The organism is Pseudonocardia sp. Ae331_Ps2 (genome assembly GCF_001932405.1).
Lineage (GTDB): Bacteria > Actinomycetota > Actinomycetes > Mycobacteriales > Pseudonocardiaceae > Pseudonocardia.
The window spans coordinates 1,840,672-1,857,152 of record NZ_MCIM01000001.1; the positions used below are offsets into that span (position 1 = coordinate 1,840,672).

General features: G+C 73.5%; 14 protein-coding genes. 11 read left to right on the top strand and 3 right to left on the bottom strand.

Annotated features, from left to right (window positions below; translation table 11 throughout):
* Positions 1 to 100 precede the first annotated feature (100 nt).
* Both Ae331Ps2_RS08710 and Ae331Ps2_RS08715 read left to right on the top strand, forming a co-directional pair.
* Positions 101 to 805 (top strand): TetR family transcriptional regulator, encoded by a 705-nt coding sequence (locus tag Ae331Ps2_RS08710; RefSeq protein WP_075309599.1) that lies wholly within the window; start codon positions 101 to 103, stop codon positions 803 to 805.
* Complete coding sequence (locus tag Ae331Ps2_RS08715) at positions 802 to 2,793, top strand: acyl-CoA dehydrogenase (protein ID WP_075309597.1); 1,992 nt, start codon at positions 802 to 804, stop codon at positions 2,791 to 2,793. Before Ae331Ps2_RS08710 ends, Ae331Ps2_RS08715 begins: the two co-directional genes overlap by 4 nt.
* Before the next feature lie 72 nt (positions 2,794 to 2,865).
* On the opposite strand, the gene Ae331Ps2_RS08720 is transcribed toward Ae331Ps2_RS08715, so the two are convergent.
* Positions 2,866 to 3,051, bottom strand: coding sequence for a hypothetical protein (locus tag Ae331Ps2_RS08720; RefSeq protein ID WP_020622302.1), 186 nt, complete (start codon positions 3,049 to 3,051; stop codon positions 2,866 to 2,868).
* A gap of 197 nt (positions 3,052 to 3,248) precedes the next feature.
* Here Ae331Ps2_RS08720 and Ae331Ps2_RS08725 point away from each other — a divergent pair, with 197 nt between their 5' ends.
* The 5 genes from Ae331Ps2_RS08725 to Ae331Ps2_RS08745 all read left to right on the top strand — a co-directional run bounded on the left by Ae331Ps2_RS08725 (position 3,249) and on the right by Ae331Ps2_RS08745 (position 9,943).
* Complete coding sequence (locus Ae331Ps2_RS08725; protein WP_075309595.1) at positions 3,249 to 3,719, top strand: Rrf2 family transcriptional regulator; 471 nt, start codon at positions 3,249 to 3,251, stop codon at positions 3,717 to 3,719.
* 41 nt (positions 3,720 to 3,760) lie between these two features.
* Entirely contained in the window at positions 3,761 to 4,243 is a 483-nt protein-coding gene (locus Ae331Ps2_RS08730) for a carboxymuconolactone decarboxylase family protein (protein WP_043276520.1), read from the top strand.
* Between the two features lie 126 nt (positions 4,244 to 4,369).
* Positions 4,370 to 6,691: an FdhF/YdeP family oxidoreductase gene (locus Ae331Ps2_RS08735; protein WP_020622305.1), complete on the top strand. Its 2,322-nt coding sequence runs from the start codon at positions 4,370 to 4,372 to the stop codon at positions 6,689 to 6,691.
* A 101-nt stretch (positions 6,692 to 6,792) separates the two neighbouring features.
* Complete coding sequence (locus Ae331Ps2_RS08740; protein ID WP_075309593.1) at positions 6,793 to 8,028, top strand: multidrug effflux MFS transporter; 1,236 nt, start codon at positions 6,793 to 6,795, stop codon at positions 8,026 to 8,028.
* 49 nt (positions 8,029 to 8,077) lie between these two features.
* Entirely contained in the window at positions 8,078 to 9,943 is a 1,866-nt protein-coding gene (locus Ae331Ps2_RS08745) for an ABC transporter ATP-binding protein (RefSeq protein ID WP_075309591.1), read from the top strand.
* Positions 9,944 to 10,043: 100 nt separating this feature from the next.
* Here Ae331Ps2_RS08745 and Ae331Ps2_RS31870 read toward each other — a convergent pair whose 3' ends face one another.
* Complete coding sequence (locus Ae331Ps2_RS31870) at positions 10,044 to 10,685, bottom strand: TetR/AcrR family transcriptional regulator (protein WP_020622308.1); 642 nt, start codon at positions 10,683 to 10,685, stop codon at positions 10,044 to 10,046.
* 170 nt (positions 10,686 to 10,855) lie between these two features.
* Between Ae331Ps2_RS31870 and Ae331Ps2_RS08755 the strand changes: the two genes are divergently transcribed.
* The 4 genes from Ae331Ps2_RS08755 to Ae331Ps2_RS08770 are packed head-to-tail and all read left to right on the top strand — an operon-like array spanning position 10,856 to position 15,838.
* Positions 10,856 to 11,788 carry a sugar phosphate isomerase/epimerase gene (locus Ae331Ps2_RS08755; RefSeq protein ID WP_075309589.1) on the top strand — a complete coding sequence of 311 codons (933 nt, stop codon included), beginning with the start codon at positions 10,856 to 10,858 and terminating at the stop codon, positions 11,786 to 11,788.
* Positions 11,789 to 11,828: 40 nt separating this feature from the next.
* The gene (locus Ae331Ps2_RS08760; RefSeq protein WP_075309587.1) at positions 11,829 to 13,403 is read left to right on the top strand and encodes a GMC oxidoreductase; all 1,575 of its coding nucleotides are present in this window, start codon (positions 11,829 to 11,831) and stop codon (positions 13,401 to 13,403) included.
* 33 nt (positions 13,404 to 13,436) lie between these two features.
* Complete coding sequence (locus Ae331Ps2_RS08765; protein ID WP_075309585.1) at positions 13,437 to 14,714, top strand: Gfo/Idh/MocA family protein; 1,278 nt, start codon at positions 13,437 to 13,439, stop codon at positions 14,712 to 14,714.
* Positions 14,711 to 15,838 carry a GDSL-type esterase/lipase family protein gene (locus Ae331Ps2_RS08770; protein ID WP_075312675.1) on the top strand — a complete coding sequence of 376 codons (1,128 nt, stop codon included), beginning with the start codon at positions 14,711 to 14,713 and terminating at the stop codon, positions 15,836 to 15,838. Before Ae331Ps2_RS08765 ends, Ae331Ps2_RS08770 begins: the two co-directional genes overlap by 4 nt.
* Positions 15,839 to 15,897: 59 nt before the next feature.
* On the opposite strand, the gene Ae331Ps2_RS08775 is transcribed toward Ae331Ps2_RS08770, so the two are convergent.
* Positions 15,898 to 16,437: a bifunctional nuclease family protein gene (locus tag Ae331Ps2_RS08775; RefSeq protein WP_083695369.1), complete on the bottom strand. Its 540-nt coding sequence runs from the start codon at positions 16,435 to 16,437 to the stop codon at positions 15,898 to 15,900.
* Positions 16,438 to 16,481: the final 44 nt, after the last annotated feature.

Sequence of the window (16,481 nt, forward strand, 5' to 3'; positions counted from 1 at the left end):
GATCGGGGTGACCACGCTGCGCGCGGGCCCCGGTGGGCGGAGCATCGGGTCGTGGTTCGTCGTTACCACGGGGTAGCCGGTACTCAAGGTACACGGTACTATGGGTTTCGTGAAGGCCGGACGGGACAAGCGCGACAGCCGATGGGACGCCCACCGCGAGCAGCGGCGGGCCGCACTCGTGGGCTCTGCGATCGGTGCCATCCGCCGGCACGGCGCCGGCATCGGGATGGACGAGATCGCCGCGTCCGCCGCCACCAGCAAGACCGTGATCTACCGGCACTTCGGCGACCGGACCGGCCTCTACACCGCGATCTGCGAGTCGGTGGCCGGGGTCCTGCTCGCCGAGGTCCGCCGGGCCACCGCCGCGGCCCTGGCCGACTCCGGCCGTGGGCCGCGCGCCGCCGTCGCCGCCGGCATCGACGCCTACCTGAGACTCATCGAGATCGACCCGGAGCTGTACCGGTTCGTGGTACAGCGCCCGCTGCTCACCCAGGGAACCGCACGCCGCAGCCCCGCCACCGACGGCGGGCACGACCCGGTCAACGACCTCGTGACCGTGATCGGGGACGAGGTGGCCGCGGTCATCGCCGGCCACCTCGGCGACCCGGCCCCCGGGGAGACCGACCGGCGGGCCGCGGCCCGCATCTGGGGCCACGCGATCGTCGGACTGGTGCGCGGCGCCGCCGACGACTGGCTCGCCCGCCCCGACGGCACCCCGCGCGAGCAGCTCGCCACCCATCTCACCGACCTGGCCTGGTCCGGACTCTCCGGCCTGGCATCGCACGTGCAGGAGGTTCACCCGTGAACGCCCAGACCAGCACCCTGCCCACGCCCGACCGGATCCCCGCGGAGACCCTCCGCACGGTCGTCGACGGACGGTGGGCGCACGTCCGGCAGCAGACCCGCGAGCAGCTCGCGGCCAACGCCGACATGCGCGCGGACCCCGACCTGTCCTCGGCCGACTACCGCGGGCGCATCACCGACTCGCTCAAGTTCCTGACCTCCTCCGGCCGCCCACACACCGGCTTCGACCCGTCCGTCGGCGGCGAGGGCGACGTCGGCGGCGTGGTCACCGCGTTCGCCATGCTGGCCTACGGCGACCTGTCGCTGCTGGTCAAGGCCGGTGTCCAGTGGGGACTGTTCGGCGGCGCGGTCCAGGTACTCGGCACCGAGCGCCACCACGAGCAGTACCTCCGCAAGATCATCGACGGGGAGCTGCTCGGCTGCTTCGCGATGACCGAGTCCGGCCACGGCTCGGACGTGCAGCACCTGCACACCACGGCCACCTACGACGCCGCGGCGGGCGAGTTCGTCGTCCACACCCCGTACCCGCAGGCACGCAAGGAGTACATCGGCAACGCCGCGCGCGACGGCCGGATGGCCGTGGTGTTCGCCCAGCTGGTCACCGGCGACGAGAAGCCCGGCGTGCACGCCTTCCTCGTGCCGCTGCGCGACTCCGACGGCAACGCCCTGCCCGGCGTGACCATCGGCGACGACGGGCGCAAGGCCGGCCTGAACGGCGTCGACAACGGGCGGCTGACCTTCGACCACGTGCGCATCCCGCGCGAGAACCTGCTCAACCGCTTCGCCGACGTCGCCCCGGACGGGACGTACTCGTCGTCGATCGAGAACGAGACCGCCCGCTTCTTCACCATGCTCGGCACGCTGGTCCGCGGCCGGATCTCGGTCGCCGGCGGTGCCGGCGGGGCCGCGCAGAAGGCGCTCGCCCTGGCCGTGCGCTTCGGCGAGCGCCGCCGCCAGTTCGCCGACCCGGCGACCGGCGAGGAGATCGCCGTCCTCGACTACCTGGCCCACCAGCAGAAGCTGCTGCCCGCGCTGGCGACCACGTACGCGCTGCACTTCACCCAGGACGACCTGGTGAAGCGGATGCACGACATCCAGGCACCCGGTGCGGGCCCGGTCGGCGCGCGCGAGCAGCGCACCCTGGAGCAGTCCGCGGCGGGCATCAAGGCGATCGCCACCTGGCACGCCACGCACACCATCCAGACCTGCCGCGAGGCCTGCGGCGGCGCGGGCTACCTGGAGGAGAACCTGCTGCCCGCGCTCAAGGCGGACACCGACGTGTTCACCACCTTCGAGGGCGACAACACGGTCCTGCTGCAGCTGCTGGCCAAGGAGCTGCTGTCGGACTACGGCCGCACGATCAAGAAGGGCAACCCTCTCGAGATCGCGCCGCTGCTCGGGCGTCAGCTCGCCGGGGTGCTCGCCGAGCGGACCGGCGCCGCGTCGCTGACCCGGCGGATCCCGTTCCGCGGGATCGACCTGACCGACCGCAGGCGCCGCCGGGAGCTGTTGGAGATCCGCCGCGCGGACACCCTGGCCGCCGCGATCCGCAACCTCGCCCCCGCGATGCGCAAGGGCAACGACGAGTTCACCGTCTTCAACTCCGCGCAGGACCTGCTGCTCGTCGCCGCGCGGGCGCACGTGGACACCCTCGTCGAGCGCTCCTTCGCCGACAAGCTCGCCACGATCGACGACCCGGCGGTGCGGGCGCTGCTGGAGCGGGTCTACGACCTGCACGTGCTGAGCGTGATCGACCGCGAGCGCGCCTGGTACCTGGAGACCGGGCGGCTCACCGCCGCCGAGTCGCGCTCGATCCGGCCGCTGGTCAACGGCCTGTGCCAGGAGCTGCGGCCGTACGCCCGCACGCTGGTCGACGGCTTCGGCATCCCGGACGAGTGGCTGGCCTGCCCGATGCTGGACGACGAGGCCTGGGCCCCGGCCCCCGGGCGACCGGCCGAGCCGCTGACCGAGCAGGTCGAGGCGGGCTGACCCGCCCCCGACCCGACACGACGACGGCCGGCCCCGGTGACCCGGGGCCGGCCGTCCGTCGTCGGGCCTGGGTCAGGCCGCGAGGCCCAGGGCGTCGAGGACCGCGCCGAGGGTCGACGACAGGTCGGCGACGGTGCTGTCGACGACCTCGGCGATCGGGGTGATCTCGGCCGCGCTGGCGGTGCCGGTGAGACCCAGCATCAGCAGCGGGGCGGCGACGGCAGCAGCGGCCAGACCGGCGATACGACGCTTGTCCATGGTGGTTCCTTCCTTCGGGGGGCTTTCGTACGGACCGACAGTGAAAGACCGGTGCACCCGATTTCCAGGTTCGGGCGGTACCTGTAACTGACCGCTTACATCGATGCGTTTGCCGTCATCTGTCGGACACACTCGCCGAGACCATGATCACGTCGATTCCTGGACATCTCATATCCAGGATGTGTAGTGTCCAGATCATGCGGATGGGACAGGGCGTCGAATGGGCGCTGCACTGCTGCCTGAACCTGGCCTGGGTCGGCGACGCGGTGCCCGGCGCCCGGCTCGCCGGGTTCTACGACCTCCCGGCCGCGTACCTGAACAAGCAGCTGCAGACGCTGGTCCGGGCCGGGATCTGCGAGTCCGTCCCGGGCCCGCGCGGCGGCTTCCGGCTCGCCCGACCGACGGAGCAGGTGTCACTGCTCGACGTCGTCGTCGCGGTCGAGGGACCGGAGGACGCGTTCCGCTGCACCTCGATCCTCGGAGCGGCACCGGGCGGCGACCCGGCGCTCGACTACTCCGGCCACTGCGCGATCTCGCTGTCCATGCGCTCGGCCGAGCTGGCCTGGCGCCGGGAGCTGGCCGGCCGCTCGCTCGCCGACGTCGCCGCGGACGGCGTCCGCACCACCCCGGAGGCGCCGCAGCGCGTCCGGGCCGCACTCGCACCGTGACCGCACCGGCCACGGCCACCACCCACCCGGAGGAGACCCTCATGGAACCGCGCATCACCCGGCCCTACCGCCACGTCCCGGACGGCTACCGCGCGCTGCTCGCGCTGGAGTCCTCCACCCGCGACGACACCGTCCTCCCCCGCGCCCTGCAGGAGCTCGTGCGGCTGCGCGCCTCGCAGGTCAACGGCTGCGGGTTCTGCGTGGACATGCACTCCCACGACGCGCTCGACGCCGGGGAGAGCGTGGAGCGCCTGCTCTCCGTCGCCGCCTGGCGGGAGGCCCCGTGGTTCAGCAGGGCCGAGCGCGCCGCGCTCGCCCTGACCGAGGAGCTCACCCGGCTCGCCGACCGCACCGACGCCGTGCCGGACCCGGTGTGGGACGAGGCCGCCGCCGTCTTCGACGAGAAGGCCCTGACCCAGCTGGTCCTCTCCGTCGCGACCATCAACGCCTGGAACCGGATCAGCGTCGCCACCCGGCAGGTGGCGGGGAGCCACCGCCGCGCCGCGGCCGCGGCGCGGCCCTGACCTTTCCCGCGCATCCGCGGACCGGCTGGTCGTCACGTCCCACGGCGGGGCAGCATCGTTTCCCTGCCCCGCCTCCGTGGGTAATCTGGCCCGTTCCGCCGTCGTTGTGTTCCAGATGAGGTGCCCGTGTCCCCCACCCCGGTCAACAGCGCCCCGATCCACCCCCCGGTCGACACCGAGGAGTCCGATCTGCGCGTCTCGGAGCGGAAGACCTCCGCCGCCGGGGCGAAGGCCGTTGCCATCTCCATGAAGCGCTCCCTCGCCGAACAGGGCGTCGTGAAGTCCGCCAAGAACCTGCTCACGATGAACCAGGTCGACGGCTTCGACTGCATGAGCTGCGCCTGGCCGGACCCGGCTCCCGGCGAGCGGCACACCGCCGAGTTCTGCGAGAACGGCGCGAAGGCCGTGGCCTGGGAGGGCGACAACCGTCGCGTCACCCCGGAGTTCTTCGCCGAGCACTCCATCGCCGACCTGCGGGAGCGCAGCGCGCACTGGCTGGAGAGCCAGGGCAGGCTGACCCATCCGATGGTCCGCCGGGCCGGCGGCACGCACTACGAGCCCATCTCGTGGGACGACGCGTTCGACCTGGTGGGGACGCACCTGCGCGGCCTGTCGAGCCCGGACGAGGCGCTGTTCTACACCTCCGGCCGGGCCTCGAACGAGGCCGCGTTCGTCTACCAGCTGTTCGCCCGTGCCTACGGCACGAACAACCTGCCCGACTGCTCGAACATGTGCCACGAGTCGACCTCGGTCGGGCTGGCCGAGGCGATCGGCATCGGGAAGGGCTCGGTCTCGCTGCAGGACCTGCACGACGCCGACCTGATCGTCATCTCCGGGCAGAACCCGGGCACCAACCACCCGCGCATGCTCTCGGCACTGGAGATCGCCAAGAAGAACGGCGCGCGGATCCTCGCCGTCAACCCGCTGCCCGAGGCCGGGCTGTTCAAGTTCGACAACCCGCAGACCGTGCGGGGCATGAGCGGCATCGGCACCCACCTGGCCGACGAGTTCCTGCAGATCCGCTCGGGCGGCGACCTCGCGCTGTGGCAGGCGTTCGGGCACCTGCTCCTCGCCGCCGAGGACCGCAACCCGGGCAGCGTGCTGGACCGCGACTTCATCGAGCGCCACACCCACGGCTTCGAGGCCTACGCCGCGCACGTGAAGGACCTGGACCGCGACGCCGTCGTCGCCGCGACCGGGCTCACCTGGGGCGAGATCGAGAAGGCCGCGGAGATGCTCGCGACCTCGAAGCGGATCGTGAACTGCTGGGCCATGGGCATCACCCAGCACCGCAACGCCGTGGCCACCATCAAGGAGTTGGTGAACGTCGCCCTGCTCCAGGGCATGATCGGCAAGCCGGGCGCGGGCCTGTGCCCGGTCCGCGGCCACTCCAACGTGCAGGGCGACCGCACGATGGGCATCTGGGAACGGGTCGCGGACAGCTTCCTCGACGCGATCCGCGACGAGTTCGGCTTCGAGCCGCCCCGCGAGCACGGCTACGACTCGGTCGCCGCGGTGCAGGCGATGGCGGACGGGCGGGCGAGCGTCTTCGTCGGGCTGGGCGGCAACTTCTCCCAGGCGATGTCGGACACCGGCGTCACCGAGCCCGCGCTGGAGCGCTGCGCGCTGACCGTGCAGATCTCCACCAAGCTGAACCGGTCGCACGTCGTCGCCGGGACCGACGCGCTGATCCTGCCCACCCTCGGCCGCACCGAGAAGGACCTGACCGGCGGCCGGGCGCAGCGGGTCACCGTCGAGGACTCGATGTCGGCGGTGCACGCCTCGCACGGCCGCTCGGAGCCAGCCGGTGAGCTGCTGCGGTCCGAGGTCGACATCCTGTGCGGGATCGCGCGGGCCACCCTCGGCGCGGACCACCTCGTCCCGTGGGCCGACTTCGCCGCCGACTACGACCGCATCCGCGACCGGATCGGCCGGGTCGTCCCGGGCTGCGAGGCCTACACCGAGAAGGTCGCCCGCTCCGGCGGGTTCACCCTCCCCCACCCGCCCCGGGACAGCCGCACCTTCCCGACGGCGTCGGGCAAGGCGGAGTTCACCGTCAGCCCGCTGGAGGTGGTGACCCTGCCCGAGGGCCGCCTGGTCCTGCAGAGCCTGCGCAGCCACGACCAGTTCAACACCACGATCTACGGCCTGGACGACCGCTACCGCGGCATCCACTCCGGTCGCCGGGTCGTGTTCATCTCCGACGCCGACCTGCGCGAGCTGGGCTTCGCCGACGGTGACCGGGTGAACCTGGTCAGCGAGTGGACCGACGGCAGCGAGCGGCGCGCGGACGACTTCCGGCTGGTGTCCTACTCGACGCCGAAGGGCTGCATCGCCGCGTACTACCCGGAGACGAACCCGCTGATCCCGCTGGAGTCCTACGCGGAGTCGTCGCGGTGCCCGACGTCGAAGTGGGTCCAGGTCCGGCTGGAGCCCGCCACCCGGTGATCGACGTGTGAGCGCGCTCACCCGCCCGGTGACGCCCGGGCGGAATCGGCGTCACCCCTCGCGAGGTTGCACCGTGCGGCCACACGAGGGGGGACACACCGGTGACCACGACCGCAGTCACGGCGCCGAGCCGGTTACGGATCGCGCTGATCCTGGGTGCGTTGATCGCACTCGGCCCGCTCACGATCGACACCTACCTGCCCGCACTGCCCGACGTCGGGCGCGACCTCGTCGCGTCCGAGCCGGTCGTGCAGCTGACGCTGACCGGCACGCTCGCCGGGCTGGCGCTCGGCCAGCTGGTGATCGGCCCGCTGTCCGACGCCTACGGCCGCCGCAGGCTCCTGCTTGCCGGCACCGCCGTGCACGTGCTGGCCTCGGCGCTGGTCGCCCTCGCCCCGAGCATCGAGGTGCTGGCGGTGCTGCGGGTCCTGCAGGGCGTCGGCGCCTCGGCCGGCGCGGTGATCGGCCTCGCCGTGGTGCGCGACCTGTTCACCGGCCGGGCCGCGGCGACCATGCTCTCGCGGCTGATCCTGGTGATGGGCGCCTTCCCGGTGCTCGCCCCGACCCTCGGCGCGGCCCTGCTCAACTGGGTCTCCTGGCGCGGGGTGTTCCTGTTCCTGGCCGGCTACGGCCTGGTCATGCTGGCCGTGGTCACCTCGGGGCTGCCCGAGACCCTCCCCGTCTCCCGACGCCGGTCGGCCCGGTTCGGCGCCACCGTGGCGACCTACGGCGGGCTGCTGCGCGACCGGACCTTCGTCGGGCTGGTGCTCGTCGCCGGGCTCGCGATGGGCGCGCTGTTCAGCTACGTCTCCGGCGCCGCGTACGTCTACCAGCAGCAGTTCGGGATGGACCAGCAGACGTTCGGCATCGCCTTCGGCGCCGGTGCGATCTGGCTGGTCGTCGGCACCCAGCTCAACCCGGTGGTGCTGCGCCGGGTCGAGCCCCGCCGGGTGATGTCGATCGCCGTCGCCGCCGGGGTGCTCGTCGGGCTCGTGCTGGCCGTGCTCACCGCGACCGGCACCGGCGGGCTGCCCGCCGTGCTCGCCGGCGTGTGGGCACTGCTGCTGGCCTGCGGCTTCGTCCTGCCGAACGCGCCCGCGCTGGCGCTGGCCCGGCACGGCGAGTCCGCCGGGACGGCGTCGGCACTGCTGGGGTCGCTGCAGTTCGGGATCGGCGCGGCGACGTCCCCGGTCGTCGGGCTGCTCGGCAACGACGCGGCCGCGATGGGCACCGCGATGTTCGGCGCGATCGCGCTCGCCGGGATCGCGCTGGTCGCCGTCGCGCGGCCGTGGACGCTGCCGGACCTGAACGAGGAGCCCGAGCTCGCGACCGCCTGACGGCCGACTCTTGGCCTGAAGTCAGCTTCAGATCATAGCGTCCCGCACCATGGACGCGAGCACCTGGACGGCCCTGCGCACCGCGAGCACCGAACCTGGCAGGCGCACCCGCCCTGCGGGGGAGACGGCCCGCCGGATCCTGGACTTCGCCCGGCCGCACCGGCGGCGGATCGCGGCGTTCCTCGCCGTGAGCACCGCCGCCGCGGTGCTGACGGTGGCGGTGCCGCTGCTCGCCGGGCGGGCCACCGACGCGGTGACCCGCGGCGAGCCGCTGTCGGTGCTCGCGCTGCTGGCCGGTCTGATGGCGGCCGTCGCGCTGGTCGAGGCGGCGCTGTCGATGCTGACCCGCTGGTACTCGGCGAACCTCGGCGAGAGCCTGATCCACCAGCTGCGGACCACCGTGTTCGACCACGTGCAACGGATGCCGGTCGCGTTCTTCACCCGCACCCGCACCGGCGCCCTGGTGGCCCGGCTGAACTCCGACGTCCTCGGGGCGCAGCGGGCGTTCTCCGACACCCTCGCCGGGGTGGTGTCCAACGTCGTCGTGCTGGCGCTGACGCTCGCCGCGATGCTGGTGATCTCCTGGCCGGTGACCCTGCTGGTGACGCTGCTGCTGCCGGCGTTCCTGGTCCCGGCCCGGCTGATGGGACGGCGGCTGGCCGCGCTGGAACGGGCGGCCGCGGACCACAACGCGGCGATGAGCACCCGGATGACCGAGCGGTTCTCCGCGCCCGGCGCCACCCTGATCACGTTGTTCGGCCGCCCGGAGCAGGAGTCCGCGGAGTTCGCCGAGCGGGCCGACCGGGTCCGCGCGATCGGGGTGCGCTCGGCGATGCTGCAGTGGACGTTCGTGACGGCGCTGACGCTCGCGTCGTCGCTGGCCGTGGCCGTCGTCTACGGCGTCGGGGGCGGGTTCGCGCTGGCCGGGGCGCTGTCCGCGGGGAACGTCGTGGCGCTCGCGCTGCTGCTGACCCGGCTCTACCAGCCGCTGACCGCGCTGGCCGGGGCCCGGATGGAGATCATGACGGTGCTCGTGAGCTTCGAGCGGGTGCTCGAGGTCCTCGACCTGGAGCCGATGATCACCGACGCGCCGGGCGCGCGCCCGGTGCCCGACGGGCCGGTCGGCGTCGAGTTCGACCGGGTGTCGTTCGCCTACCCGAGGGCCGACCAGGTGTCGCTGGCGTCGCTGGAGGAGGTCGCGACGCTCGACACCCGCGGCGGTGAGCAGGTGCTGCACGACGTGTCGTTCACCGCGGCACCCGGGGCGATGGTGGCGGTCGTCGGGTCGTCGGGGGCCGGGAAGTCCACCGTCGCCCAGCTGCTCGCCCGGCTCTACGACGTCACCTCCGGGGCGGTCCGGATCGGCGGCGTCGACGTGCGGGAGCTGACCGCGGCGTCGGTGCACCGCGCGGTCGGGTTCGTGACCCAGGACGGGCACCTGCTGCACGACACGGTGGCGGCGAACCTGCGGATCGGGGCACCGGAGGCGACGGACGCCGAGCTGTGGGCGGCGCTGCGCCGGGCCCGGCTCGACGGCCTGGTCGCGTCGCTGCCCGACGGGCTCGCGACGGTCGTCGGGGAGCGGGGGTACCGGCTCTCCGGCGGGGAGCGCCAGCGGATGACGATCGCCCGGGTGCTGCTGGCACGCCCGCGGATCGTGGTGCTGGACGAGGCCACGGCGAGCCTGGACACGACGTCGGAGGCCGCGGTGCAGGCGGCGCTGGCCGAGGCGCTGGACGGGCGGACCGCGCTCGTCATCGCGCACCGGCTGTCCACCGTCCGCGACGCCGACGAGATCCTCGTGCTCGAACAGGGCCGGATCGTCGAGCGCGGGGGCCACACCGCGCTGCTGGCCCGGGGCGGGCGCTACGCCGAGCTGTGGGCCGGGGCGCCGGCATCGGCCGTCCAGGTGTGATGGCCGGGGTTGGACCACCCGGACCGTGGCCGTCCCGGTGACGGCAGGTGGGTCGGGCGGCGGAGGCGGTCGTGGTTCGTCCCGCCCCGGACCGAGCAGCTCACCCGGTGCGGGGAGGCGAGCCCCCCGCAGCCGCCGACCCGACCGCGGACGGGATGGCGGGCAGCACGATCTCGGTCCCGGCGAGGCCGGCGAGCACCTCTTCGAGCGAGTCCGAGGCGGACGGCGCGTAGCCGCGCGACCGGCGCAGATCGTCGCTGATGACGAGCACCTCCAGCGCGAACGCCGCCGTGAGCCGCACCGAGAGGTCGCTCGCGGGACGCCCCATCCGGGTCGCCAGGGCGGCCTCCAGCTGTGTCCGCGCGCTCAGCTGGAAGTCCCAGAGCCGCGCCCGGGGAACCGGGGCCACGTCCACCAGCTGCCGGATCTCCGGTATACGCAGGTCCGGCGCATCGAAGTCGGCCGCGGCCTCGCGCAGCACCGCGGTCAACGCCTCGCCGACCGGCTCGCCGGGGGGCCGTTCCCGCAGGCGCTCCCCGAGGTCCATGCCGCGCACGACCCGGTCGAGCAGCAGCAGGTCCTTGGTCGGGAAGTACCGGTAGAGCGTCGTGGTGCCGACCTCGGCACGCTCGGCGATCTGTTCCATCGTCGTGTCGTCGTAGCCCTGTTCGAGGAACAGCTCCACGGCGACGTCGATCATCCGCTGCCGGGCGCGCGCCGCCTTGATCTCCCGCAGACCCATGGTGCGATCGTACCCGGTTCGACTTCCGATCGGGCTTGACACCTGACAGGGTGTCACCACAATATGGTAGTTACCACCAATCAGTTCTCACTACTCATAGCTCGGCTCTGCACGGGGACTCGCCTGCAGCGAGCAGGCCGGCATGACGGGCCCCCACGAGAGGAAACCCGATGAGCATCCTGTCCGTGTCGTCCTTCAGCCTGCGTGAGCAGCTCGGACCGATCGACCTCACCGTCGTCGCTCCCGAGGGGCGCGAGATCCGGTTCAGCACCGACTTCCCGGCGCTGTTCGACATCGCCGAGTTCCCCCGTCTGGCGGCCGCCCGGTTCGGCGTCGCGGGGGTGGAGACGGTGGCGTTCCAGTTCACCGGCCCGGAGGACCCCCGGCTCGACCGGTTCGCCGCGGAGGCGGCGGCCGCCGGCACGCGGTTGCTCAACGTGGCCGTCGACGTCGGCGACCTGCTCACCGAGGACCCCGTCCGGCGTGCCGACGACGTCGCGACCCTGACGACCTGGATCGACCGGTGCGCGGCACTGGGCTCGACCTTCGTCCGGGTGAACCCCGGCTCGCCGCTGAGCCCGAACCACGGGATCACCCCGCCGGAGCACCTGGTCGACGCGCTGTCCGTGCTCGGCGCCCACGCCCGTGACCGGGGCGTGCGGCTGCTCGTGGAGAACCACGGCGGACCGTCCAGCAACGCCGTCTGGATGACCCGGCTGCTCGACGCCGTCGGGCAGGAGAACCTGGGCCTGCTGCTCGACCTGGGGAACTTCGACGTGATCACGGGGCCGATGACGGCCGCGCTCACCGGTGACCCGGACAGCCCGCCGCTGCCGCTGCGCGGGAGCGCCGCGCTCGAACCCGTGTACCGGGGGATCGAGGCGCTCGCCGGGCGTGCCGAGCTCGTCCACGTCAAGGCCCACGCCGTCGACGACGACGGGTCCGTCGGGCTCGTCGACCTCCCGCGGGCGTTCGCGATCCTCGCCCGGCACGGCTACCGGGGCCCGTTGACGGTCGAGTACGAGGGCACCGGCGGCGACCCGTGGGCCAGGACCCGGCAGGTGCTCGACCTGACCGCCGCGGCGTTCGCCACCACCCGCTGACCCGCACCGGCCCACCCCACCGACCTCGCAGAGGACCGAGATGACCTCCATCGACGCCGACGACCCCCGGGTCGACGTGCTCGTGATCGGGAGCGGCCCTGCCGGCTCCACCTACGCCCGGACCATCGGGGACGCCGTCCCCACGGCTCGGATCCTGATGGTCGAGGTCGGACCGGCCGTCCCCGGCGCCCGCGGCGACCACACCCAGAACATGTCCGACGACGACCGGGCCGCGGCCCAGCTGCTCACCCAGGGCCCGGACACCGGCGTCGAGCGGGCGGCGGCGTTGTCCGACGTCGCCGACGGCATCGACCCCAGCCTGGAGTTCCGGCACACCATCCTGCCGGGCCTGTTCTTCGCCGACCCACGGCCGTCCCCCGCCCCGGGCGAGGTCGGGCTGCCCGCGGCCAGCATGGCCAGCGGGGTCGGGGGGATGGGGATCCACTGGGGCACCTCGAGCCCCCGCCCGCAGCAGTCCGAACGCATCCCGTTCGTGCCCGCCGCCGAGATGGACGCCGCCCTCGACCACGCCGAGCGGCTGCTGGGCGCCACGACCCCGCCGACGCCGGGCCACGGGCTGCCCGAAGCGGTCCGGTCGGCGCTGGCCGAGGAGTTCGACGGGCCAGGGCTGACCCCGACCGGGTTCATGCCGACCGCCACCCATTGGGAGGGCGACACGCTGCGGTTCAGCGGGACCGGCAGCATCCTGGGCGACCTCGAGGCCACGGTGCCCGGCTTCGAGCTGCGGACCGAGACCCTGGCTCGGCGGGTGCTCGTGGAGAACGGCACCGCGGTGGGCGCGGTGCTGGAGGACCGACGGTCGGGACGGACCTACGAGGTCCGGGCCCGGCACGTCGTCGTGTGTGCCGACGGGCTGCGCACGCCGCAGGTCCTGTACGCCTCGGGCATCCGCCCGGCCGCCCTCGGGCGCTACCTCAACGAGCACTTCCAGGTGACCTCGTTCGTGTCCCTGGCCGACGAGTTCGACCCGGCGCTGTTCCCGCCCGAGCCCCGCAACGTCCGCTCGGTGCTGACGCCGTTCTCCGACGCCCGCCCCATGCAGGGCGGGGTGATGCTGCTCGCGAACTCCGCCTACCGGATGAGCCTGGGCGGCGGCGACCCGACCGACGGCGCCGGCGCCTCCGCCCGGCTCGCGGTCCTGGCCTGGTACGGGGCGAAGGACCTCCGCGCCACCGACACCGTCGAGTTCAGCGACACCGAGACCGACTTCTACGGCATGCCGCGGATGCGGATCCGCTACTCCCACACCGACCGGGACCGGGCGACGATCGAGCAGATGACGACCAACTCGGTCCGCGCGGCACGCCGGATCGGCACGCTGCACGAACCCCCGGCGCTCGCCGCCGGCGGGTCCTCACTGCACTACCAGGGGACCGTCCGGATGGGCGAGGCCGACGACGGCTCGTCGGTCTGCGACCCGTGGCTGCGGGTCTGGGGCGTCGACAACCTCCACGTCGGCGGCAACGGCGTCATCCCCACCTCGACCGCGTCCAACCCGACGCTGACGACGGTGGCGCTGGCGTGGCGGGCCGCGACCGCGATCGCCCGGAGCCTGACCTCGACCCGCAGCGCCACCCCCGCGGCCACGGCGTAGACCGGGCGACCCCGAACCACGAAGGAGCACGTCATGGCCACCCGTACGACACTGGGCGTCGGCATCGTCGGCGCCGGATTCATCGGCCGCTTCCACGTCCGGTCGTGGCAGGGCGTCCGCGACGGCGACGTCGTCGCCACCGCCTCACGCAGCCTCACCTCGGCCGAGGCGCTCGCCCGGGAGGCCGAGGTGCTCGGCGTCGGGTCCGCCGTCACCGCCTACGACGACGTCGCCGCACTCGTCCGGGACCCCCGGGTCGACGCAGTCTGGGTGCTGGTACCCAACCACGCCCGGCTCGAGGTCGTCCGCGCGATCTGCGAGGAGGTGAGCGCGGGGCGGGCGCAGCTGCGTGGGATCGCGATCGAGAAGCCGCTCGGGCGCACGGTGGCCGAGGCAGCCGAGGTGCTGGCGCTCGTGACCGGCGCCGGTCTGCTGCACGGCTACCTGGAGAACCAGGTGTTCGCACCGGCCATCGTCCGCTCGCACGCGCTGGTCTGGGGCCGGGCGGTCCCGGCGGCGGGGACGCCCTACCTGGCACGCGCGGCCGAGGAGCACTCCGGCCCGCACAGCACCTGGTTCTGGAACGGCGAGCAGGAGGGGGGCGGCGTGCTCAGCGACATGATGTGCCACTCCGTCGAGGCCGGCCGCTACCTGCTCACCCCGCCCGGGACCGACCCGGCGACATGGCTCACCCCGGTCTCGGTGTCGGCCTCGATCGCCTCCCTCAAGTGGGGCCGCGCCCGCTACGCCACCGAGCTGCTGGAGCGGTACCCGGGCGTCCCCGACTACCGGCATACGCCGTCGGAGGACTACGCGCACGCCGTCTTCGAGTTCCGCAACGGTGACGGCGAGCCCGTGGTCGTCGAGGCCACCACCTCGTGGAGCTACGTCGGCGCGGGGCTGCGGCTGTCGTTCGAGATGCTCGGCCCCGAGTACTCGATGTCCGCCGACACCCTCGACACCGAGGCCAAGGTCTTCCTGTCCCGCAGGCTGGAGCAGGACCGCGGCGAGGACCTGCTGGAGAAGCAGAACGCTGAGCAGGGTCTCATGCCGATCGTCCCCGACGAGTCGGCGAGCTACGGCTACACCGCGGAGAACGCGACCTTCGCGACGGCGTTCCTGCGCGGCGAGCAGCCCCCGGAGTCCCTCGCCAACGGACTGGAGGTCGTGCGACTGCTGATGGCGGCCTACGCCTCGGCCGAACAGGGCCGCACCGTCTCGCTGGAGGACGACCTCGCGGACTTCGTCCCCGCCGTCGCCCGCGGGGCATGGAACCCGCGGGCCGCCGCGTCCCGGGACGCGGGATCGTGAGCCCGGCCTGGACCGCGAGCTGGACGCAGGCCGTCACCGACGTGGGGGTGGCCGACCTCGAGCTCCGCGACGTGACGGTGCGGATCGTGGTGGAGGCGGGCGTCGGTGGTGACCGGCTTCGGGTGAGCCTGAGCAACCGCTTCGGGACGGCCCCCCTGCACATCGGCCGGGCCGCGGTGCGGGTGGCCGGGCGCGCCGGCCCGATGCGTTTCGGCGGGCAGCCCGCGGTGGAGGTCCCCGCCGGGGAGGACCTCACCTGCGATCCCGTGGATCTCGCGGTCCTCGCCGGCGACACGGTCGAGGTGGACCTGTACCTGCCGGACACCTGGCGGTACGCGACCGCGAACGTGTCCACCGCGACGTGGCGTCCGTCCGCGCCCGGCAACCACGCGGGGGCCGACGAGTTCCCCGGCCGGGACACCCCGGTGCTGGCGCTGCCCGACGGTTCCGAGATGGACCTGCCCGCGCCGTTGCTGCGCGGCGTCGACGTGCTCCGCACCGTCCCCGCACCGGTCGTGGTCTGTCTGGGGGACTCGATCACCGCCGCGGGATGGCCCGAGCGCACGGCACGACGGCTGCGGGACCGGCAGGTCGCGGTCGTCAACCGGGGCATCGCCGGGAACCGGCTCCGGCTCGACGGGGCCGGTCCCTTCGGGCCGCTCTTCGGGGCGGCCGGCCGGACCCGGTTCGACCGGGACGTGCTCGCGACCGCCGGCCGGACCCACCTCGTCGTCGCACTCGGGGTCAACGATCTCGGCCATCCGGGGACGATGGCCCCCGCGGACCAGCTGCCGACCGCCGGGCAGCTGATCCGGGCGCTGGACGGGATCGCGAGCCGCGCCGACGACGCGGGCCTGCCGGTGGTGCTGGCGACACTGACGCCGTTCGACGGCGCCGAGGGTTTCGACCGCCGGCGTGAGCTGTGCCGTGCCGAGGTGAACGCGTGGATCCGTGGCCCCGGCAGCGGGCGCACCGTGGTCGACTTCGACGCCGCACTGAGCGCCGGGCCGGGTTCGGTCGCGCTCGACCCGCGCTTCGACAGCGGGGACCACCTGCACCCCGGCGACGAGGGCCTGGACCGTATGGCGGTGGCCGCGGCCGAGGTACTCGGCCGGCTCGTGTGACGCCCGCCCCGCAGGTGTCGCGCCGCATCGTCACCCGACCACGCGCGCGGTGACGCGCCCTAGCGGAAGTCCTCCGGAGACACCTCGTCGATGAACTCCCGGAACTCCTGCATCTGCTGCTCCGGTGGGGCGTCCGCCGGACCGGCGGTGGCGGCGCGGGCCTGTGCGGCGGCGCCGGTGGTGTCGTCGCCGTCGGGGGGCAGGACGTCGTCGACGGCCTGGCCGACCTCGTCGAGGACGTGCTCGGCCATCCCGATCGGCAGCCCCTCGCGCACGGCCAGCGCCAACGCGTCCGAGGGGCGCACCACCAGCCTGGTGTCGCCGTCGAAGACCAGCTCGGCGGTGTAGACGCCGTCGACGAGGTCGGAGATCTCCACCCGTTCCAGGGTGCGCCCGAGCGCCTCGACGGCCGGGAGCAGCACGTCCTGGGTGAGGGGGGTGCCCTCGTCGTCCCGCGGACCGACGGCGATGACCTCGGCCTGCGGCGGCCGCAGGAACACCGGCACGCAGCGGTCGCCGTCGGCCTCGCCGAGCAGCAGCACCGGCTGGCGTGATCTGGCGTGCACGATCAGGCGCAGGACGTGCATCGTCCGGGTCATCTGCCCAGTGTCCCCCGCGACACGGGGTGACGGAAGTCTCAGAA